Origin of the sequence: Citrobacter sp. RHBSTW-00859 (assembly GCF_013729795.1) — a bacterium.
Lineage (GTDB): Bacteria > Pseudomonadota > Gammaproteobacteria > Enterobacterales > Enterobacteriaceae > Citrobacter > Citrobacter braakii.
This window is the reverse complement of record NZ_CP056284.1, coordinates 3,701,899-3,722,642: the sequence shown is the minus strand read 5'-3', so window position 1 is coordinate 3,722,642 and position 20,744 is coordinate 3,701,899. Positions and strand designations below refer to the sequence as shown.

The following is a 20,744-nucleotide window of genomic DNA, read 5'->3' as shown; positions in this document are numbered from 1 at the left end:
AAAGGGAACTGCCGTGTTAAACCGTTATCCTTTGTGGAAGTATGTCATGCTGATCGTCGTTATTGTCGTCGGTCTGCTCTATGCGCTTCCCAACCTGTATGGTGAGGATCCGGCTGTTCAAATCACTGGCGTGCGCGGTGCCGCCGCCAGTGAGCAAACGCTGATCCAGGTCCAGAAAACGTTACAAGAAGATAAAATCACACCTAAGTCTGTGGCTCTGGAAGAGGGTGCTATTCTTGCGCGCTTCGACTCCACTGATACCCAACTGCGCGCACGTGAAGTGTTAATGGGCGTATTGGGCGATCAATACGTCGTGGCGCTTAACCTTGCACCGGCAACTCCACGCTGGCTGGCAGCCATTCACGCAGAACCGATGAAACTCGGTCTTGACCTGCGTGGCGGCGTTCACTTCCTGATGGAAGTGGATATGGACACCGCGCTGAGTAAGTTGCAGGAACAAAATATCGATAGCCTGCGCAGCGATCTGCGTGAAAAAGGCATTCCTTATACTACCGTTCGCAAAGAAGATAACTACGGTCTGAGCATCACCTTCCGTGATAGCAGCGCCCGTGATGAAGCTATCTCTTACCTGAGCAAGCGTCACCAGGATCTGGTTATTTCCAGCCAGGGCAGCAATGCTCTGCGTGCGGTGATGACCGATGCGCGCCTGAGCGAAGCCCGTGAATACGCGGTACAGCAGAACATCAACATTCTGCGTAATCGTGTTAACCAACTGGGTGTTGCTGAGCCGGTGGTCCAACGTCAGGGTGCTGACCGCATTGTGGTCGAACTGCCAGGCATTCAGGATACCGCGCGTGCGAAAGAAATTCTGGGCGCTACCGCGACGCTGGAATTCCGTCTGGTGAATACCAACGTTGACCAGTCTGCTGCGGCATCCGGGCGTGTACCGGGTGATTCGGAAGTGAAACAGTCTCGTGAAGGTCAGCCGGTTGTGCTGTACAAACGCGTGATCCTGACCGGTGATCATATCACCGACTCCACTTCCAGCCAGGACGAATACAATCAGCCGCAGGTTAACATCTCGCTGGATAGCGCGGGTGGTAACATCATGTCCAACTTCACCAAGGACAACATCGGTAAGCCGATGGCGACCCTGTTCGTGGAGTACAAAGACAGCGGTAAAAAAGATGCCAACGGTCGCGCAGTGCTGGTGAAACAGGAAGAGGTGATTAACATCGCCAACATCCAGTCTCGCCTGGGCAACAGCTTCCGTATCACCGGTATTAACAACCCGAACGAAGCTCGTCAGCTTTCTCTGCTGTTACGTGCCGGTGCGTTGATTGCGCCGATTCAGATTGTTGAAGAACGTACCATCGGTCCTACCCTGGGTATGCAGAACATTAAACAGGGTCTGGAAGCGTGTCTGGCCGGTCTGGTGGTGTCTATTCTGTTCATGATCTTCTTCTATAAGAAGTTCGGTCTGATCGCGACCAGTGCGCTGATTGCTAACCTGGTACTGATTGTCGGTATTATGTCGCTGCTGCCGGGAGCCACGCTGAGTATGCCGGGGATTGCGGGGATCGTCTTAACCCTTGCCGTCGCGGTCGATGCGAACGTACTGATTAACGAACGTATCAAAGAAGAGTTGAGTAACGGGCGTTCGGTGCAGCAGGCCATCAATGAAGGTTATGCGGGTGCATTTAGCTCCATCTTTGATGCGAACATTACGACGCTGATTAAGGTCATTATCCTGTACGCAGTTGGCACCGGGGCAATTAAAGGGTTCGCGATTACTACCGGTATTGGTGTGGCGACGTCGATGTTTACCGCGATTGTCGGTACACGTGCCATCGTAAACCTGTTGTATGGCGGCAAGCGCGTCAAAAAGCTGTCAATCTGAGGAGTGCGAAGTGGCACAGGAATATACTGTTGAACAATTGAACCACGGCCGTAAAGTCTGGGACTTTATGCGCTGGGACTACTGGGCTTTCGGCATTTCAGGTTTCCTGCTGATTGCGGCCATCGTGGTGATGGGCGTACGCGGGTTTAACTGGGGTCTCGATTTCACCGGTGGTACGGTAATTGAAATCACGCTGGAAAAACCGGCCGATATGGACGTGATGCGCGATGCGCTGGAGAAAGCGGGCTTTGTTGATCCGCTTCTGCAGAACTTCGGCAGCAGCCACGACATTATGGTGCGTATGCCGCCAACTGAAGGCGCAGACGGCGGTCAGGTACTGGGCAGCAAAGTGTTGAGTGTGATTAACGAATCCACCAACCAAAACGCCGCAGTGAAGCGAATTGAATTCGTGGGTCCGAGCGTGGGTGCAGACCTGGCGCAAACCGGTGCAATGGCGCTGATGGCGGCGTTAATATCCATCCTGGTGTACGTCGGTTTCCGCTTTGAGTGGCGACTGGCGGCAGGGGTAGTTATCGCTCTGGCGCACGACGTGATTATCACACTTGGGATCCTGTCGTTGTTCCATATCGAAATTGATCTGACTATCGTCGCATCGTTGATGTCGGTAATCGGTTACTCGCTGAACGACAGTATCGTCGTATCTGACCGTATTCGTGAAAACTTCCGCAAAATTCGTCGCGGTACGCCTTACGAAATCTTTAACGTGTCATTGACTCAGACGTTGCACCGTACGTTGATTACGTCCGGTACGACGTTGATGGTTATTCTGATGCTGTTCCTGTTCGGTGGTCCGGTACTGGAAGGCTTCTCGCTGACGATGCTGATCGGTGTTTCCATCGGTACTGCATCTTCTATCTACGTAGCATCGGCGCTGGCGCTGAAGCTGGGTATGAAGCGTGAGCACATGCTGCAGCAGAAGGTTGAGAAAGAAGGGGCGGATCAACCGTCAATTCTGCCTTAAACTATTAAGAGTGAAGATACTGGAATCCCGATCGCAAGGTCGGGATTTTTTTTGCCTGCGATTTGCTAGCAGTCCATTATCTTTTCCGGTCGCCATACTACTGACAGTATGCTGTCAGTAGCCCTGTCTTATAGTCCTTCCGAGATTACCCACACAGGCAGGAGGAAGTATGAATAACGTAATTAGCTGGTTTGAAATCCCCGTGGCACAAATGGAGCGCGCCATTGCTTTTTATGAGCCAGTGATGCAGGTTTCATTGCGTCGTGAGAATATGGACAGCGCGGAGCTGGCCGTATTTCCACATCAGGATCCCGCTCCCGGCGGGGCGCTGGCTAAATTTGACGGTATTACGCCTTCAGCGCAGGGCGCTATTATTTATCTGTATACGGATGATTTGGCTGCAACGCTTAAACGCGTCGCCACCGCTGGCGGTCAGTGCGTGTTTGGTCCGCTCGAACTGGGGCAGGATATTGGCACTATTGCGTTGTTTACTGACAGCGAAGGCAATCGTGTTGGTTTACATCAACCCGCGTAATATTTTCAGGACTGAGGATTAAAATGACCAGACGCGCCGACCGCTTGTTTCAGATTGTACAAATCCTGCGTGGCAGGCGAGTGACAACGGCGGCGCTGCTGGCAGAACGTCTTGAGGTTTCTGAACGGACGATTTATCGCGATATCCGCGATCTCTCTTTATCCGGCGTGCCCATTGAAGGTGAAGTGGGCAGTGGATACCGCTTAATGGCGGGGTTTGATCTGCCGCCGTTGATGTTAACGCATCGCGAATCAGAAGCGTTAATGGTAGCGATTCGGTTGCTGAAAACATGGGGCGGGGATTCACTCTCACAGGCGCTGGAATCCGCGCAGGAAAAAGTGCTGGCGATATTGCCGCCAGAGTGTCGGCGCAGAGCCGAGCAAACGCGGGTTTTCGCGCCAGATTTTGGCAATCAGCCGCATTCACGCAGTGCTTTTGATCTCTTACATCGCGCGGTTTCGGCGCAGCATGTGTTGGCGCTGCATTATCGCGACGAGTCCGGGAATCTCTCTTGGCGCGACGTTCAGCCGCTGGGGTTATTTTTCTGGGGTGAGCACTGGTTGCTGGTTGCCTGGTGCGAGAAACGTGACGATTATCGCTGCTTTCGCGTTGATCGTTGTCTGAAGATCACGCCGCTCGACAGGCATTTTCGTGAATCTGCAGATCGCTCGCTAAGTGACTTTTTACGTAAAGTACGCTGTGAAGACCAGCCATAAAAAAGCCAGCGGTTAAGCTGGCTTGTCTGCGATAAATTGGCAGGATTAGAAGTTGTAACCTACGACCAGGTAACCACCCCAACCGGTAGAACGGACGTTAAAGTTGCCTTTATTGAAGTTCAGCTCTGCATCATCATTCCATTGACCCCCGTTGTGCCAGTAACGAGCGACGACGGAATAATGCCAGTGATCGTAATTCAGCGCCAGAATATGGCTGGAAGCGATAGAGTTGTTAGTACGCGCTTTATTGCCATTAAGATCGGAGAAATCATCGTCGCCCAGATCGGATCCCCAATCGAAGTTGGTAAAGCCAATGTAGCTAAGATTACCGCCCCACAGTTCAGTGATTGGTACAAAATATTTCACTTTGAAACGATAGCCGTCCCACTCGTTTTCGTTGGCTGCACCGTAGTTCTGCCACTGATATTTGGCATACACGTTAAGAGACAGGCTCATCGGCAGACCGGTATCGATATCGGTACCCAGACCCATATACCAGGTGCTCTGGCGGCCATCTTTGTTACGACCCATATCGTAGATGTAGTTATTGGCGAAGTACCACTCTTTGAATGGACCGAAGCTCAGGTCGGTGCCGGTCAGTTTATCGATGGAGAAGCGCGGTTCAATTTCCATAAACAGCGGAGAACCGTGGTTCCAGATACCTTTCGCATCAGTGTTACCACCAAAGAAGACAGGTGCATCCATGTAACCATAGAAATCGAACCAATCTTTTTTCGCAAAAGCTTCATATTCCAGGTAGGTATCGTTGCGAATCTGCGGTCCGAAACGGGTGTGGTAGCTTCCCACTACGTTGACGCTCTGGTGCCACCAGTCGGACAGATATTGCGGTTTGTCATTTTCTGCAGCGTTGGCAGTAAAAGACGAGGAGAGCGCCAGCACTGCACCGGCTGCAAGTAATGTTTTTTTCATATGTATGCCACTGTTTGAAATCCCTTTCGGGAGTGAAAAAGGCGCAAATTGCGTTTCTAAATATTTCGTGTTTCTTCGGAGCCTATTATAAAAATCATTGTTCACAAAAATATGTGTTGTTTCACAGTTCTATCATTTACGTAATCGATTGCGTTCACGTTTGCTTACTTTAGGCGGCGAATTGTACTGGCTCCCATGAATGTTGCCAAGTTTTACCAGAAATATCGGTTATGTCAGGTGAGTAACAAAACGGGCCGGAGTGATGTTGCGGAACGCACAAAACGTCCCGCAAAAAAGTTTATTGATTAACAGGCTGGATGTCGTGGATACGAACAAATCCTAACTGGTCCGGAGAGAGGCCATTTATTTGCAGCGGAATGTCTACGTCGCTGGGAGCAAGGATACTTGCCGGGGCCGTTACCAATTGGTTCTGAACGTTCGCTTCCTGATAGTTATCCGTGGTGCCCTGAATTTGTCCATACTCGACGGTGGCGCTAAAGGCGGGTAAAGGCGTAGTGGATTCACCCTGAATACGTAATGTGAGCCGCGTGCCGTCGGCGTTCGGCGCAATATTGACAAGTGACATCCGTAACATGCCAATCTGGCTGTCCAGTCGGGCTGGTGTATTGGAACCCGGCAGCAGATAGGCTCCGCTGGTTGATTTGGCATTCAACATATTTTGTTGTGTAATTTTTACCGTTTCCTGATTTAGCTGTGTCATCTCTTTATTCAACGTGCTAACACTTTGATGCATCTGGCGTACTTCGCTTTGCTGTGCGCATGCGCTAAGACTAAAGAGACTTCCCACCAGGAGAATTCTTAGGTAACGTCTTGTCATTGTGATTACTTCCTTCATTGTCGCGATAGCATAATGGTAGTGCGCACCGAGCACGAAGGCATCGATCCTTTGTCTCAAAAGCGCTGCGCCTTTGTTGTCACGACAGTTCAGGGTAAAATAGATTTCTGTTAACCACTGAGGACAGGACGCCGTATGCATTGCCCATTCTGTTTCGCCGTAGACACTAAGGTAATTGACTCTCGTCTTGTAGGCGAGGGCTCCTCAGTACGCCGCCGTCGGCAGTGTCTGGTCTGTAACGAACGTTTCACCACTTTTGAAGTGGCTGAACTTGTCATGCCGCGCGTTGTGAAAAGCAACGATGTGCGTGAACCCTTTAATGAAGATAAGCTGCGCAGCGGCATGCTCAGAGCGCTTGAGAAACGTCCGGTCAGCTCAGATGACGTCGAAATGGCGTTGAACCATATCAAATCACAACTGCGTGCGACTGGCGAGCGTGAGGTGCCGAGCAAGATGATCGGCAACCTGGTGATGGAGCAGTTGAAAAAACTCGATAAAGTCGCCTACATCCGCTTTGCCTCGGTTTACCGGAGTTTCGAAGATATCAAAGAATTTGGCGAAGAGATTGCTCGCCTACAGGACTAAGCCATGCAGGATGAATTGTACATGGCGCGCGCGCTGAAGCTTGCTGCGCGCGGACGTTTTACCACTCACCCCAATCCCAACGTGGGCTGCGTGATTGTCAAAGATGGGGAGATCGTCGGTGAAGGGTATCATCACCGCGCGGGCGAACCGCATGCCGAAGTCCACGCTCTGCGCATGGCTGGAGAAAAAGCGCAAGGGGCGACTGCCTATGTAACGCTTGAACCCTGCAGCCATCATGGTCGTACCCCCCCGTGCTGCGATGCGCTGATTGCCGCAGGCGTGTCACGTGTGGTTGCAGCGATGCAGGATCCCAATCCGCAGGTAGCAGGTCGTGGTCTCTACCGTTTGCAACAGGCGGGCATTGACGTCAGTCACGGGCTGATGATGAGCGAGGTTGAGCAGCTTAATAAAGGCTTTCTCAAGCGTATGCGTACGGGATTCCCCTACGTGCAGCTTAAACTTGGTGCGTCGCTTGATGGGCGTACGGCGATGGCCAGTGGTGAAAGCCAGTGGATAACCTCGCCACAGGCGCGTCGCGATGTGCAACGATTACGGGCGCAAAGCCACGCCATCTTAACCAGCAGCGCTACGGTGTTGGCTGACGACCCTCAGCTTACCGTGCGTTGGTCGGAACTTGGGGAGTCAACCCAGGCGAGTTACCCGCAGGAAAATCTGCGCCAGCCTATCCGCATTGTTGTTGATAGCCAGAATCAGGTCACGCCGGAACACCGTATTGTGCAACAGCCTGGAGAAACCTGGATTGCCCGGACAAAAGATGATCCTCGTAGTTGGCCGGAGACGGTGCGCAGCCTGAAGGTGCCGGAACATAACGGGCACCTGGATCTGGTGGTGCTGATGATGCAACTGGGCAAGCAGCAAATTAACAGCATTTGGGTTGAAGCAGGTCCAACGCTTGCGGGCGCGTTATTACAGGCCGGACTGGTCGATGAGCTAATCGTGTATGTTGCGCCTAAACTGTTAGGCAGCGATGCACGAGGATTATGTGTGCTTCCAGGCCTTGAGAAACTGGCTGACGCCCCCCATTTCAAATTCAACGAAATACGCCATGTAGGTCCGGACCTTTGCCTGCATTTAGTGGGCGCATGATCTCCCGGTTCGAAAGGGAAGCAGCGCACAGATTATTATGATAAAATCCGCCCCCCTGCGGGGTCTAGTGAATCCGAAGGAAGAATATGAACATTATTGAAGCTAACGTTGCTACCCCGGACGCTCGCGTCGCCATCACCATTGCGCGTTTCAACAACTTTATCAATGACAGCCTGCTGGAAGGTGCGATCGACGCCCTGAAACGTATTGGTCAGGTTAAAGATGAAAACATTACCGTCGTTTGGGTTCCGGGCGCGTATGAGCTGCCGCTGGCAGCCTCAGTACTTGCAAAATCCGGTAAATACGACGCGGTGATTGCGTTAGGTACGGTGATTCGTGGTGGCACCGCGCACTTCGAATATGTGGCTGGCGGTGCAAGCAATGGCCTGGCGCATGTCGCTCAGGACAGTGGCATTCCGGTAGCCTTCGGTGTTCTGACCACCGAAAGTATTGAACAAGCCATCGAACGTGCTGGCACTAAAGCTGGCAACAAAGGCGCAGAAGCTGCACTGACTGCACTTGAAATGATTAATGTATTGAAAGCCATCAAGGCCTGATTTTTGTAAGGGGAAATCCGTGAAACCTGCTGCTCGTCGCCGCGCCCGTGAGTGTGCCGTCCAGGCGCTCTACTCCTGGCAGTTGTCCCAGAACGACATCGCTGATGTTGAATACCAGTTCCTGGCGGAACAGGACGTAAAAGATGTCGACGTTCTGTATTTCCGTGAACTGCTGTCCGGGGTGGCGACTAACAGCGCGTACCTGGATGGATTAATGAAGCCTTATCTGTCTCGTCTGTTGGAAGAGCTGGGTCAGGTAGAAAAAGCCGTGCTGCGTATTGCGCTGTTTGAACTGTCTAAACGTAGTGATGTGCCGTACAAAGTGGCCATCAACGAAGCGATTGAACTGGCGAAAACCTTCGGCGCTGAAGACAGCCATAAATTCGTGAACGGCGTACTGGATAAAGCAGCACCTGTGATTCGCCCCAACAAAAAGTAATCCCGAGGCCGGCTGGATGGTGGAACTTGTTTCCGCTGCCCCCGGCTTTTTCTTTTTTTTCTGCTGAGGCATAACGTATGGCATGCGGCGAATTTTCCCTGATTGCCCGTTATTTTGACCGCGTAAGAACGTCTCGTCTTGATGTCGAAACCGGTATTGGTGACGATTGCGCACTTCTGAACATCCCTGAAAAACAGACGCTGGCGATCAGCACCGATACGCTGGTGGCAGGCAACCACTTCCTCCCCGACATTGATCCCACCGATCTCGCCTGGAAAGCGCTGGCGGTGAATTTGAGCGATCTGGCGGCGATGGGAGCCGATCCTGCGTGGCTGACGCTGGCGCTCACACTGCCTGACGTCGATGAAGTCTGGCTTGAAGCCTTCAGCGATGGCCTGTTTGAACTCCTCAATTACTATGATATGCAGCTGATAGGTGGTGACACCACGCGTGGGCCACTGTCGATGACGCTGGGTATCCACGGCTACGTCCCTGTTGGACGGGCCTTAAAACGCTCCGGTGCGAAACCGGGGGACTGGATTTATGTGACCGGTACGCCGGGCGACAGCGCGGCCGGGCTGGCGATTTTGCAGGATCGCTTGCAGGTGGCAGATGCAAAAGACGCAGACTATCTGCTTAAACGTCATCTGCGTCCAACACCGCGTATTTTGCAGGGACAAGCCCTGCGCGATCTGGCCAGTGCGGCTATCGATATTTCCGACGGCCTGATTTCCGATCTGGGGCATATCGTCAAGGCCTGCGGCTGTGGGGCGCGGGTTAACGTCGATGCGTTGCCATACTCTACGGCATTTGCCCAACACGTTGAGCCGGAACAAGCCCTGCGCTGGGCGCTCTCGGGTGGTGAAGATTATGAGTTATGCTTTACCGTACCGGAAATTAACCGTGGCGCACTGGACGTGGCGCTGGGAAATCTCGGCGCATCGTTTACCTGCATTGGGCAGATGAGCGCGGACGTGGAAGGCATTCACTTTACGCGCGACGGAAAACCCGTCACGTTCGACTGGAAAGGATATGACCATTTTGCCGCGCCTTAAAAAAGATGTCGCCAAAAGCCGCCTGAGTATGCGCAATCCGTGGCACCTGTTGGCCACCGGTTTTGGCAGCGGGCTGAGCCCAATTGTTCCAGGCACGATGGGATCGCTGGCGGCGATCCCTTTTTGGTATTTAATGACGTTTCTGCCGTGGCAGCTGTATTCACTGGTGGTCATGTTGTCTATCTGTATCGGCGTTTATCTGTGCCATCAAACGGCGAAAGATATGGGCGTGCACGATCACGGTAGCATTGTCTGGGACGAGTTTGTCGGGATGTGGATAACCCTGATGGCGCTGCCGACCCACGACTGGCAGTGGGTCGCCGCCGGATTTGTGATTTTCCGTATTCTGGATATGTGGAAGCCGTGGCCGATCCGTTGGTTCGATCGCAACGTGCATGGCGGTACGGGGATCATGATTGATGATATTGTGGCCGGAATACTCTCCGCCGGAATTTTGTATTTTATCGGCCATCACTGGCCGGTAGGTATCATTTAAATGGGCTTGCCGGATGGCAGCGTAAACGCCTTATCCGGCCTGGAAACACGATGGCGGTTTCGTAGGCCCGATAAGCGCAGCGCCATCGGGCAATGCCAGATTATTTAAATCCGACCACCGGATGCTGTTTGTACGGCGTTTCCAGCTCGGCAATCTGCTCTGGCTTCAGCGTCAAATCCACCGCATTAAGTAACTCATCCAACTGTTCCTCGCGTGAAGTGCCGATAATCGGCGCTGCCACCCCCGGTTTGCTCAGCAGCCAGGCCAGCGCAACCTGCGCACGCGTTACGCCTAATTCCTCACTGACACCGGTCAGCCGCGCGGCAATTTGCGCGTCGTTTTCATCGCTGTCACTGTATAAATTTTTACCGACTTCATCAGAAACCAGACGTGCGGTCGTTTCTCCCCAGGGGCGCGTCAGGCGACCACGCGCCAGCGGACTCCAAGGGATCACCGCGACGCCTTCCTGATAGCAAAGCGGCAGCATTTCGCGTTCTTCCTCACGGTAGATCAGGTTGTAGTGATCCTGCATGCTAACGAACTGCGCCCAGCCGTGTTGTTTCTGTAAGGCCAGCGCCTGAGCAAACTGAGACGCGTGCATGGATGAGGCGCCAATATAGCGAGCTTTACCGGCTTTCACTACGTCGTTAAGGGCTTCCAGCGTTTCTTCGATAGGCGTATTGTAATCCCAGCGGTGAATTTGCAGGATGTCCACATAGTCCATACCCAGGCGTCTGAGGCTATCGTCGATTGAGCGCAAGATTTGTGCGCGGGATAATCCTTCCGCTAAATCATCAACCTGGTGAAAAACCTTGGTGGCGACCACGACCTCTTCGCGGCGGGCGAAATCACGCAGCGCGCGGCCGACAATCTCTTCGCTGCTGCCAGCGGAGTAGCTGTTGGCGGTATCAAAAAAGTTAATGCCGCCTTCAATAGCGTGTTTGATTATCGGGCGGCTGCTTTCTTCTGGTAGCGTCCAGGCGTGATTGCCGCGATTGGGCTCGCCAAACGTCATGCAACCCAGGCAAAGGCGGGAGACCCGTAGGTCGGTTTTTCCTAAGGTGTTGTATTTCATTAATCCACTCCTGCTTAGCTCGTGATGAGTTAAGCATAGCAGGAGCGGGGAGGGGATTATGCCAGCCAGGCCTTGATTTTGGCCTCAATTCCGGCGGCATTAAGTCCCAGTTCGGCGCGAGCCTCGTCCTGAGTCCCCTGCGGGATGAAGAAGTCAGGCAGGCCAATGTTCAGCACCGGAACAGGCTTGCGATGGGCCATTAGCACTTCGTTTACGCTGCTACCAGCGCCGCCCATAATGGCATTCTCTTCGAGGGTGACCAGCACCTCGTGTTGGGCTGCCATTTCGAGGATCAACGTTTCATCCAACGGTTTCACAAAGCGCATATCAACCAGCGTGGCGTTCAGTGACTCTGCGACCTGAGCGGCTTCCGGCATTAGGGTGCCGAAGTTGAGAATCGCTACTTTCTCCCCGTGACGCTTCACGATGCCTTTGCCGATTGGCAGATGTTCCAGCGGCGCCAGCTCAACGCCCACCGCGTTACCGCGCGGATAACGTACGACCGTTGGACCGTCGTTGTAGTGATAGCCGGTGAACAGCATCTGGCGACATTCGTTCTCATCGCTTGGGGTCATAATGACCATTTCCGGGATGCAGCGCAGGAAAGAGAGGTCGAACGCCCCTTGGTGGGTTTGTCCATCAGCGCCAACGATACCTGCCCGGTCGACGGCGAACAGGACCGGCAGTTTCTGGATGGCGACATCATGCAGTACCTGATCGTAAGCGCGTTGCAGGAAGGTGGAGTAAATAGCCACGACCGGCTTATAACCGCCAATCGCCAGACCGGCTGCAAACGTCACCGCGTGCTGCTCGGCAATCGCCACATCAAAGTAGCGGTCCGGGAACTTACGTGAGAACTCCACCATACCGGAGCCTTCGCGCATCGCCGGGGTGATCGCCATCAGCTTATTGTCTTTCGCCGCGGTCTCACACAGCCAGTCACCGAAGATTTTTGAATAGCTCGGCAGGCCGCCGCTGCTTTTCGGCAGACATCCGCTGGATGGATCGAATTTTGGTACCGCGTGGAACGTAATCGGATCTTTTTCCGCCGGCTCGTAGCCACGACCTTTTTTGGTCATGATGTGCAGGAACTGTGGACCTTTGAGATCGCGCATGTTCTTAAGCGTGGTGATAAGCCCCAGCACGTCGTGTCCGTCCACCGGACCAATATAGTTAAAGCCCAGCTCTTCAAACAGCGTACCCGGCACAACCATGCCTTTGATGTGCTCTTCGGTACGTTTGAGCAGTTCTTTAATCGGTGGTACACCGGAGAACACTTTCTTCCCGCCTTCGCGCAGCGAGGAGTAGAGTTTGCCTGAGAGCAGTTGCGCCAGGTGATTGTTCAGCGCGCCGACGTTCTCTGAAATCGACATTTCGTTGTCGTTGAGGATAACCAGCATGTCGGGTTTAATATCACCCGCGTGGTTCATCGCTTCAAATGCCATGCCTGCGGTGATTGCACCGTCCCCAATCACACAAACGGTACGGCGTTCCTTGCCTTCTTTCTCGGCGGCAACCGCAATACCGATACCTGCGCTGATGGAGGTTGAGGAGTGCCCAACGCTCAGTACGTCATATTCGCTCTCACCGCGCCATGGGAATGGATGCAAACCGCCTTTCTGCCGAATGGTGCCGATTTTATCGCGGCGGCCGGTCAGAATTTTGTGCGGGTAAGCCTGATGTCCCACATCCCAGATTAACTGGTCAAACGGGGTGTTGTAGACGTAGTGCAGCGCTACGGTGAGTTCCACCGTGCCCAGACCAGAGGCGAAGTGCCCGCTGGAACGGCTTACGCTGTCGAGCAAATAGCGGCGCAGTTCGTCGCAAAGCTTTGGCAGGCTCTCTTTTGGCAGCAGGCGTAACTCCTGAGTGGAGTCGACCAGCGCCAGGGTCGGGTATTTGGCTATATCAAAACTCATCGCAAGCTCATGGGATATGTTGGTTTATTTATCACGCTGGATTATGTAGTCCGCTAGCGCTTCCAGTGCCGAGGTATCGAGTGACTGTGCGGCCAGCAAACTTAGCGACTGGCGGGCATCCTCAATTAAATCCCGGGCTTTATTCTGGGCTTGCTCAAGACCCAGAAGTGCAGGATAGGTACTTTTGCCAAGCTGCTGGTCAGCACCCTGACGTTTACCCAATGTTGCAGTATCGCCTACCACATCCAGGATGTCATCCTGAACCTGGAAGGCCAGACCGATGCTTTCTGCGTACTTGTCGAGTATTGCCAGGCATTCTCGCCCTTTATCGCCAGCGCTTAACGCACCCAGACGCACGGCGGCGCGAATCAATGCCCCGGTTTTATGGCGGTGAATACGCTCCAGCGCATCCAATTCTACCTGATGGCCTTCAGCGTCCAGATCCAACGCCTGACCGCCGCACATACCGGCGATACCGCTGGCCTGGGCCAGTTCAGAGATCATCGCGATGCGGTCACGGTCAGAAACTTCCGGCATCGGGGCGTCGCTGATAATGGAGAACGCCAGCGTCTGTAGCGCATCTCCGGCCAGGATCGCATTCGCCTCGCCAAATTTTACGTGGCAGGTCGGCAGACCGCGGCGCAGGTCATCGTCGTCCATCGCGGGTAAGTCATCGTGCATCAGCGAATAGGCATGGATACACTCGACGGCGGCAGCGGGAGCATCAAGCGTACTCAGGCTGACGCCAAACATCTGACCGGTCGCATACACCAGAAACGGGCGCAGACGTTTACCGCCTAATAATGCGCCATATTGCATGGTTTCGACCACGGGAGTGTTCTGAAAGGGCAATGGCGCGATAAAACGGCTCAGTGCCTGGTTGGCCTGCTCAACGCAAGCCTGTAGCTGCTGCGTAAAATCCATTTACTCATTATCCGGTGTGAAAGGCGTAAGGGCGGCGTCTTCAGTATCTGATAGCAGGATTTGTACGCGCTGTTCAGCCTGCTGCAACTTGACCTGTCCCTGACGTGCTAACTGTACGCCACGTTCAAATTCGTTCAGCGCTTCTTCCAGCGGCAGGTCGCCGCTTTCCAGACGGGTAACAATCTGTTCCAGGTCGCTCAGCGCTGTTTCAAAACTGGCTGGCGCTTCATTTTTCTTCGGCATAATGAATGTCTGACTCTCTGTATTGGCAGCACAAGGCTATGGTAACGGACTCGCACTGATAAGCAAATAACGCACAATGGTAAGGCGATGTGCACAGGATGACCATGATGGTGGTATACTTGCGCGCCTGGATGCAGCCGCAGGGTATGGGCTGCTGTATTTTTTTCCATTACAAGTCATTCAGACTTGCCAAAGAACCATTGCCGCCATGAAGTTTATCATTAAATTGTTCCCAGAAATCACCATCAAAAGCCAATCTGTGCGTTTGCGCTTTATAAAAATTCTGACAGGGAACATTCGTAACGTTTTAAAGCACTATGATGAAGACCTTGCCGTTGTCCGCCACTGGGATCACGTTGAGGTTCGCGCTAAAGATGAAAGCCAGCGCCTGGATATTCGCGACGCGCTGACCCGTATTCCGGGGATCCACCATATTCTCGAAGTTGAAGACGTGCCGTTTACCGATATGCACGATATTTTCGAGAAAGCGCTGGTGCAGTATCGCGATCAACTGGAAGGCAAAACCTTCTGCGTACGCGTTAAGCGTCGCGGTAAGCATGAGTTTAGCTCTATTGAGGTGGAACGCTATGTTGGCGGTGGACTGAACCAGCATATTGAATCCGCGCGCGTGAAGCTGACGAAGCCGGACGTGACGGTTAATCTTGAAATCGAAAACGACCGTCTGCTGCTGGTTAAAGGCCGCTATGAAGGTATTGGCGGTTTCCCGATCGGGACGCAGGAAGATGTACTGTCGCTGATTTCCGGTGGTTTCGACTCCGGCGTGTCCAGCTATATGCTGATGCGTCGCGGCTGCCGCGTGCACTACTGCTTCTTTAATCTCGGCGGCGCAGCGCATGAAATCGGCGTTCGTCAGGTGGCGCATTATCTGTGGAACCGCTTTGGTAGCTCGCATCGCGTGCGTTTTGTCGCGATCAACTTTGAGCCGGTGGTTGGCGAGATCCTGGAGAAAGTCGACGACGGTCAGATGGGCGTGGTCCTTAAACGTATGATGGTTCGTGCAGCGTCGAAAGTCGCTGAGCGCTACGGCGTACAGGCGCTGGTAACCGGTGAAGCGCTGGGCCAGGTGTCCAGCCAGACGCTGACCAACCTGCACCTGATCGATAACGTTTCTGACACCCTGATCCTGCGCCCGCTTATCTCCCATGATAAGGAGCACATCATTAATCTGGCGCGTGAAATTGGTACTGAGGACTTTGCCCGTACCATGCCGGAATACTGCGGTGTGATTTCAAAAAGCCCGACGGTGAAAGCGATTAAAGCGAAGATTGAGGCCGAAGAAGAAAACTTCGATTTCTCTATCCTCGATAAAGTGGTTGAAGAAGCGAACAATATCGATATTCGTGATATCGCCCAGCAGACGCAGCAGACCGTGGTGGAAGTGGAAACCGTGAGCGGCTTCGGCCCGAACGATGTGATTCTGGATATCCGCTCTGTGGATGAACAGGATGACAAACCGCTGAAGGTTGACGGTGTGGACGTCGTTTCTCTGCCGTTCTACAAACTGAGCACCAAATTCGGCGATCTAGACCAGAGTAAAACCTGGCTGCTGTGGTGTGAACGCGGGGTGATGAGCCGTCTGCAGGCGCTGTATCTGCGCGAGCAGGGCTTTGAAAACGTGAAGGTATATCGCCCGTAGTGACTTTTGCCTGAGGGTGCTGCGCTTATCAGGCCTGCAAGCTGTATATTTTGTAGGCCTGATAAATAGGTTACGCTGCCATCCGGCAATATAACAATATTATTCAAAACGGATGGGGAGCTTTTTCCCGTTCGACTCCCAGACACCCTGATAGACGCCGTCTTTTAACTCCAGCGTTATCTTCTCTTCCGATTGTTCAGCGGCAGAGGTCTTCAGTACATAATGTTGATTGTAGGCTGTGTCGCATTTACCGTTTAATTCAATCGGTGCGCCAAATTTCTGGTAAAAGTAAGCCCCTTCAAAAAAATCACCGTATTTGCAGTCGACCTTCAACACAATACGCATGCTTTTTCCCAACGTGCCGTACATGACCTTGCCGTCAATGCCGGGCGCTGGCGAAACCGGTGTTGTTCTCTTTGCGGTAGTCAGATACTGGCCGTAAGGCGTGACCTGATTATGCAGTTCAACGGTCGGGATTTTCGTGGTGAAATCGCCCAGTTCGTCACCCGCGCGATTGGCGTGGTTGCTACAACGTCCATTCAGGAAAGCCAGATGGTCTTTTTGCAGGGAGAATTTGTCGATGTAGTACAGACCGTCGGTGTAGGTTGCACACGATGCGTAGAATTCGGCAAAGCCAGAATCTCCACCGTCTTCTTTTATTTGCTCCGGCTTTTGTGATTTCTGTGCGGCAACAAAGGTATCAATTTGGCTGCGGATATCTTTTCTGATACGGGTGTTCAACTCGTTCATCGTGGAGCGGGAAAAGAGGTCGTTAAGGGTAATTGTCGCGCCGTTGGCTAAATCGAAGCTGATCGGTACATTGTACGACTCGCAATACGCCCCGCAGCCTTCGACAAACATGTTGAGGGTCAACACTTTGGCGTCGCGATACTCAACCGTGTAGTCAAGGTTTGCGGTGGGATTCATCTCTGATTTCGCAAACTGATTCACGGTCGCTTGTGGATTATTTCCCGGTAGCTGATTGATAAAGCTTGTGAAAATATAATCGTTAATGCGTTTTGCAACCTGTGGGTTATCCGTTGAGGTAAACCACGGCACGCGATATTGCATCTCAGTGCTTGCGGGATAGCGATACTCAAGGCTCTCAATTTCAAGTTGAGTCGCACTGGCGTAGCCGGAAAGGAGCAGTAAAGCCACTCCGCTCAGATATCCTTTCATCATAATTCCTTGAATGCGAGTGGCCTGAAGATTACTCGTAGTAGTTATAAATTCCTGCAGCCATCACCAGTTGTGATGCCACTTCGTAAGCCTTTTCGCGACTCACCAGGAGATCAATGATTTTTAAACCGAAATCGATTGAGGTTCCCGGTCCCTGGCTGGTTAACAGATTGACGCGCGGATCCCATACGACGCGCTTATCCTGCCACTGGTCAGTGGGAATATTGTCTTTCAGCGCCGGAAAACCGGTCATGTTACCGATGGGAAAAATATCGTGTGGGACGAGGACTGTGGCGGCAGCGGCGCAAATTGCCGCGACAATGCGCCCGGAGCGATGAAACTGTTTCACGGTTTCGACAAGCAGAGGGCTGTCGCGAAAACACTCGGCGCCTTTAATACCGCCGGGCAACACGATAATGTCGAAATCCCCGTCAGCAACTTCCACTAATGGTGCATCCGCCAGTAGTTTCACGCCGCGTGAGCACACGATCGTCAGGCCGCCATCGCTGGCAACGCTGGCGGTCGTGACCTTAATTCCGCCGCGAACCAGCAGATCGATAGTGGTGACCGCTTCGGTCTCTTCACTACCAGGGGCGAGACATACCAGTGCTTGAGCGCTCATACTCACTTTCCTTTCTCTTAACCATTTCAAACAGGCGGGCATTTTCCGGTACGGCGATGCCGTGCGCGCGGGCGCGTTTTAACAAATAACCGGTAATGTAGTCGATCTCAGTATGGCGCAGGGCATGTATGTCTTGCAGCATTGATGAGATATTTTCCGCCGTACTGTCAATCACTTGCTCAACATAATAGCGTAAATCATCTGCTGATGTGTGGTGGCCTTCGCGTTCAATGACCGCCGCCACCTCCTCGCAGATGAGCGCTATTTTTTCAGGATGATGGCGTAACTCTCCATTTGAGCAATCCCATAATGCGGTCAGCGGGTTAATGACGCAGTTGACGGCCAGCTTGCGCCACAACTCAGCGCGAATATTGTTGTGCCAGGCGACGTCCGGCAGCACCTCTTGCAGGACTTCAGCCAGATAACTGAAATCACCGTCTTGTTCACGCGCCGGACCAATCCTTGTTGTTCCCTGAGCGACATGAATGATCACGTTGCCGTCACGGCGTGCCGCGTGGGTTGTGGTGCCCATCAATAGAGGTTGCTTAATGTTATGCAACTCTTCAATCGTCCCCATACCGTTGTGAATCAGCAGAATGGGAGTGGTGTCAGGCAGAATGGAGGCCAGGCCTTTGACCGCATCAGAAACCTGCCAGGCTTTCAGAGTGACAAGCAACAGGTCGCTTTTCGCCAAAAAATCGGGGTCGTTTGCCGTCAGGGATTCATTGAATACTGACCCATCCGTGTCGATCAGGTTAACGCTGCAATAGGGTTGCGGTACGCGTAGCCACCCCTGAACCTCATGTCCATGTTTGCACAGCGTGGTTAGCCAAAGCTGTCCTAACGCTCCACATCCCAGTACGGTAATTTTCATTCTTCCTCCTCACCTGCAACATCACCAGGTGTTAATCCATATCGGCCGTACCCCATTATTGTTCGCAGGTATCAGTACCACGTACAATTAAAGGATACAGCCTAGTATAGCGCTGTCTGTTGTGTAACTTTGCAGGTATTATGCTTCGCATCAAAAATGAAGGGAGAGGAAAAGATGCCATCTTTCGATATTGTTTCTGAAGTTGATCTTCAGGAAGCCCGTAACGCGGTAGATAACGCCAGCCGCGAAGTGGAGTCACGCTTTGATTTTCGTGGCGTTGAAGCGACTTTTGAGCTGAACGAGTCGAATAAGACGATTAAGGTGCTAAGCGAGTCTGATTTCCAGGTCAATCAGCTGCTGGATATTTTACGTGCCAAGCTGCTGAAACGTGGTATTGAAGGCACTTCGTTGGACGTACCAGAAACCTTCGTGCATAGCGGTAAAACCTGGTTTGTTGAAGCTAAGCTGAAACAGGGCATTGAAAGCGCGGTGCAAAAGAAAATCGTTAAGCTGATCAAAGACAGCAAACTGAAGGTGCAAGCGCAGATTCAGGGCGAAGAAATCCGCGTGACTGGCAAGGCGCGTGACGATCTGCAATCCGTTATGGCGCTGGTTCGCGGCGGCGATCTCGGCCAGCCGTTCCAGTTTAAGAACTTCCGCGATTAAGTCGTAATGCCTGATGGCGCTACGCTTATCCGGCCTACAGGTTGCACACGCTATTTGTAGGCCGGGTCAAACGATAGTCGCCATCTGGCACTCTTCACGCCTGGCTGATGGCCTGTTCAACCTCAAATCGATTCGTCACTTTGCTGTCGATTTTCACGTAAGCCGAATGCTCTTTCGCTACAATTAACACTTCGCTTATCCCTTCTTTAGCCAGCAGACGCTGCTTAAGGGTGTCATCTGCGGCAATCTCAGGTGGGATTTCCACTCGCAGGCTACTGACATATGGCGGCTCTTTCATTGTGCTTGCCACCAACAACCAAACTGCCGCCAGAAGCGCGCCGGCCAGGAATACCGCCTGACCATCAAACATTTCGACCACCCAACCGCCGAGCGAACCGCCAATCGCCACGCCAAGAAACTGGCTGGTGGAGTAAACGCCCATCGCCGTGCCTTTATAGCCAGCCGGAGACTCTTTGCTGATAAGCGAGGGGAGGAGGGCCTCCATCAGGTTGAAGGCGAGGAAGAATATCTGAACGCCCGCAATCAGCCCCCAAAAACGCACGTTAGCGCTCCATAATACAATCTCTGCGATAAGGATCAGTAACACGCAGGCGAGGAATACGCGCTTCATCCGCCGCTTCACTTCTGCGTAGATGATGAACGGCACCACGGAAACAAAGGACAGCAGCATCGTCACCAGATAAATTTTCCAGTGTTCTGCGGCGGGGAAACCGGCTTTCGCCAGTTGGCCCGGTAAGGCGACGAAAGTGGACATCAACAAAATGTGCAGACACATGATGCCAAAGTTGAGCTTGAGCAGTTTGGGCTCCGCTAGCACTTTGCTGAAGCTGCCTTTTACCATGCCAGATTCGCGGTTCAGCACGTGGCTGGTGCTATTGGGAACGACCCAAATGGTTAGCACGATGCCGGTGGTTGCAAGAGCCGCAATCATCCAGAACAGCGCGTGTAGCCCCAGCGCATGGGTAACGATCGGTCCTAGCACCATCGCAATGGCGAAGGTGATACCAAAGCTGACGCCGATAAACGCCATCGCTTTGGTACGGTTTTGCTCACGGGTTAAGTCGGAAAGCAGCGCCATCACGGCGGCGGCAATCGCGCCAGAGCCTTGCAAAGCGCGACCGAGAATAATGCCCCAGATTGAATCGGAGAGGGCGGCAATCACGCTGCCGAGAACGAACACCGCCAGCCCGCCGACGATAAGCGGCTTACGACCGATTCGGTCAGAAAGCAGACCAAAGGGGATCTGGAAAACGGCTTGCGCCAGACCATAAATGCCAATGGCAAGGCCAATTAGCGCTTCACTGGCACCCTGTAGCGCCATACCGTACGTGGTCAGAACCGGCAGAACCATAAACATGCCAAGCATGCGCAACGAGAATACGGTCCCTAAACCCCAGGTGGCGCGCAACTCACCGGGCGTCATTTTGTAATCGTTCATTCCCACC

22 protein-coding genes are annotated in these 20,744 nt (G+C 53.0%); 12 read left to right on the top strand and 10 right to left on the bottom strand.

The annotated features are described in order from the left end of the window. The first annotated feature begins 13 nt into the window (after positions 1–13). The 4 genes from secD to HV302_RS18610 all read left to right on the top strand — a co-directional run bounded on the left by secD (position 14) and on the right by HV302_RS18610 (position 4,094). Complete coding sequence (secD, locus tag HV302_RS18625) at positions 14–1,861, top strand: protein translocase subunit SecD (RefSeq protein ID WP_003021547.1); 1,848 nt, start codon at positions 14–16, stop codon at positions 1,859–1,861. Between the two features lie 10 nt (positions 1,862–1,871). Further along, positions 1,872–2,843, top strand: a complete 972-nt coding sequence (secF, locus tag HV302_RS18620; RefSeq protein ID WP_003021550.1) for a protein translocase subunit SecF — start codon at positions 1,872–1,874, stop codon at positions 2,841–2,843. 169 nt (positions 2,844–3,012) lie between these two features. Next, positions 3,013–3,378, top strand: a complete 366-nt coding sequence (locus HV302_RS18615; protein WP_181626401.1) for a VOC family protein — start codon at positions 3,013–3,015, stop codon at positions 3,376–3,378. 23 nt (positions 3,379–3,401) lie between these two features. After that, the gene (locus tag HV302_RS18610) at positions 3,402–4,094 is read left to right on the top strand and encodes a helix-turn-helix transcriptional regulator (protein WP_049042280.1); all 693 of its coding nucleotides are present in this window, start codon (positions 3,402–3,404) and stop codon (positions 4,092–4,094) included. Between the two features lie 45 nt (positions 4,095–4,139). Here the strand turns inward: HV302_RS18610 and HV302_RS18605 are convergent, their stop codons facing one another. Both HV302_RS18605 and HV302_RS18600 read right to left on the bottom strand, forming a co-directional pair. Continuing rightward, positions 4,140–5,024: a nucleoside-specific channel-forming protein Tsx gene (locus HV302_RS18605; protein WP_016152030.1), complete on the bottom strand. Its 885-nt coding sequence runs from the start codon at positions 5,022–5,024 to the stop codon at positions 4,140–4,142. Between the two features lie 298 nt (positions 5,025–5,322). Then, positions 5,323–5,862 (bottom strand): DUF3251 domain-containing protein, encoded by a 540-nt coding sequence (locus HV302_RS18600; RefSeq protein WP_029139433.1) that lies wholly within the window; start codon positions 5,860–5,862, stop codon positions 5,323–5,325. Positions 5,863–6,015: 153 nt separating this feature from the next. Here HV302_RS18600 and nrdR point away from each other — a divergent pair, with 153 nt between their 5' ends. The 6 genes from nrdR (at position 6,016) to pgpA (ending at position 10,119) form a co-directional block, all read left to right on the top strand. Further along, positions 6,016–6,465, top strand: coding sequence for a transcriptional regulator NrdR (gene nrdR, locus HV302_RS18595; RefSeq protein ID WP_016152032.1), 450 nt, complete (start codon positions 6,016–6,018; stop codon positions 6,463–6,465). A 3-nt stretch (positions 6,466–6,468) separates the two neighbouring features. After that, complete coding sequence (gene ribD / locus HV302_RS18590) at positions 6,469–7,572, top strand: bifunctional diaminohydroxyphosphoribosylaminopyrimidine deaminase/5-amino-6-(5-phosphoribosylamino)uracil reductase RibD (RefSeq protein WP_016152033.1); 1,104 nt, start codon at positions 6,469–6,471, stop codon at positions 7,570–7,572. 86 nt (positions 7,573–7,658) lie between these two features. Further along, complete coding sequence (ribH, locus tag HV302_RS18585; protein WP_016152034.1) at positions 7,659–8,129, top strand: 6,7-dimethyl-8-ribityllumazine synthase; 471 nt, start codon at positions 7,659–7,661, stop codon at positions 8,127–8,129. Positions 8,130–8,148: 19 nt separating this feature from the next. After that, positions 8,149–8,568 carry a transcription antitermination factor NusB gene (gene nusB / locus HV302_RS18580; RefSeq protein WP_000801129.1) on the top strand — a complete coding sequence of 140 codons (420 nt, stop codon included), beginning with the start codon at positions 8,149–8,151 and terminating at the stop codon, positions 8,566–8,568. Between the two features lie 77 nt (positions 8,569–8,645). After that, positions 8,646–9,623, top strand: coding sequence for a thiamine-phosphate kinase (thiL, locus tag HV302_RS18575; protein ID WP_181626400.1), 978 nt, complete (start codon positions 8,646–8,648; stop codon positions 9,621–9,623). Continuing rightward, positions 9,601–10,119, top strand: a complete 519-nt coding sequence (gene pgpA / locus HV302_RS18570) for a phosphatidylglycerophosphatase A (RefSeq protein WP_016152036.1) — start codon at positions 9,601–9,603, stop codon at positions 10,117–10,119. The genes thiL and pgpA overlap by 23 nt, the downstream gene beginning before the upstream one ends. A gap of 100 nt (positions 10,120–10,219) precedes the next feature. Here pgpA and yajO read toward each other — a convergent pair whose 3' ends face one another. The 4 genes from yajO to xseB are packed head-to-tail and all read right to left on the bottom strand — an operon-like array spanning position 10,220 to position 14,280. Beyond that, positions 10,220–11,194 (bottom strand): 1-deoxyxylulose-5-phosphate synthase YajO, encoded by a 975-nt coding sequence (gene yajO / locus HV302_RS18565; protein ID WP_016155855.1) that lies wholly within the window; start codon positions 11,192–11,194, stop codon positions 10,220–10,222. A 56-nt stretch (positions 11,195–11,250) separates the two neighbouring features. Next, positions 11,251–13,113, bottom strand: coding sequence for a 1-deoxy-D-xylulose-5-phosphate synthase (gene dxs, locus HV302_RS18560; RefSeq protein ID WP_153690671.1), 1,863 nt, complete (start codon positions 13,111–13,113; stop codon positions 11,251–11,253). A 24-nt stretch (positions 13,114–13,137) separates the two neighbouring features. Next, entirely contained in the window at positions 13,138–14,037 is a 900-nt protein-coding gene (ispA, locus tag HV302_RS18555) for a (2E,6E)-farnesyl diphosphate synthase (RefSeq protein WP_016152039.1), read from the bottom strand. Beyond that, on the bottom strand, positions 14,038–14,280 hold the full coding sequence (gene xseB / locus HV302_RS18550) for an exodeoxyribonuclease VII small subunit (RefSeq protein ID WP_016152040.1): 243 nt from the start codon (positions 14,278–14,280) through the stop codon (positions 14,038–14,040). A 208-nt stretch (positions 14,281–14,488) separates the two neighbouring features. Here xseB and thiI point away from each other — a divergent pair, with 208 nt between their 5' ends. Then, a complete protein-coding gene (gene thiI / locus HV302_RS18545) occupies positions 14,489–15,937 on the top strand; it encodes a tRNA uracil 4-sulfurtransferase ThiI (protein WP_181626399.1) in 1,449 nt (482 codons plus the stop codon). Between the two features lie 99 nt (positions 15,938–16,036). On the opposite strand, the gene HV302_RS18540 is transcribed toward thiI, so the two are convergent. The 3 genes from HV302_RS18540 to panE are packed head-to-tail and all read right to left on the bottom strand — an operon-like array spanning position 16,037 to position 18,612. Further along, entirely contained in the window at positions 16,037–17,116 is a 1,080-nt protein-coding gene (locus tag HV302_RS18540; protein ID WP_181627478.1) for a hypothetical protein, read from the bottom strand. A 31-nt stretch (positions 17,117–17,147) separates the two neighbouring features. Further along, positions 17,148–17,738 carry a protein deglycase YajL gene (yajL, locus tag HV302_RS18535; RefSeq protein ID WP_016152043.1) on the bottom strand — a complete coding sequence of 197 codons (591 nt, stop codon included), beginning with the start codon at positions 17,736–17,738 and terminating at the stop codon, positions 17,148–17,150. Beyond that, positions 17,701–18,612 (bottom strand): 2-dehydropantoate 2-reductase, encoded by a 912-nt coding sequence (gene panE / locus HV302_RS18530; RefSeq protein WP_047416891.1) that lies wholly within the window; start codon positions 18,610–18,612, stop codon positions 17,701–17,703. The genes yajL and panE overlap by 38 nt, the downstream gene beginning before the upstream one ends. Before the next feature lie 174 nt (positions 18,613–18,786). Here panE and HV302_RS18525 point away from each other — a divergent pair, with 174 nt between their 5' ends. Continuing rightward, complete coding sequence (locus HV302_RS18525) at positions 18,787–19,278, top strand: YajQ family cyclic di-GMP-binding protein (protein WP_003831002.1); 492 nt, start codon at positions 18,787–18,789, stop codon at positions 19,276–19,278. A 94-nt stretch (positions 19,279–19,372) separates the two neighbouring features. Here the strand turns inward: HV302_RS18525 and HV302_RS18520 are convergent, their stop codons facing one another. Further along, a complete protein-coding gene (locus HV302_RS18520) occupies positions 19,373–20,737 on the bottom strand; it encodes an MFS transporter (RefSeq protein WP_016152045.1) in 1,365 nt (454 codons plus the stop codon). Between the last annotated feature and the right edge of the window lie 7 nt (positions 20,738–20,744).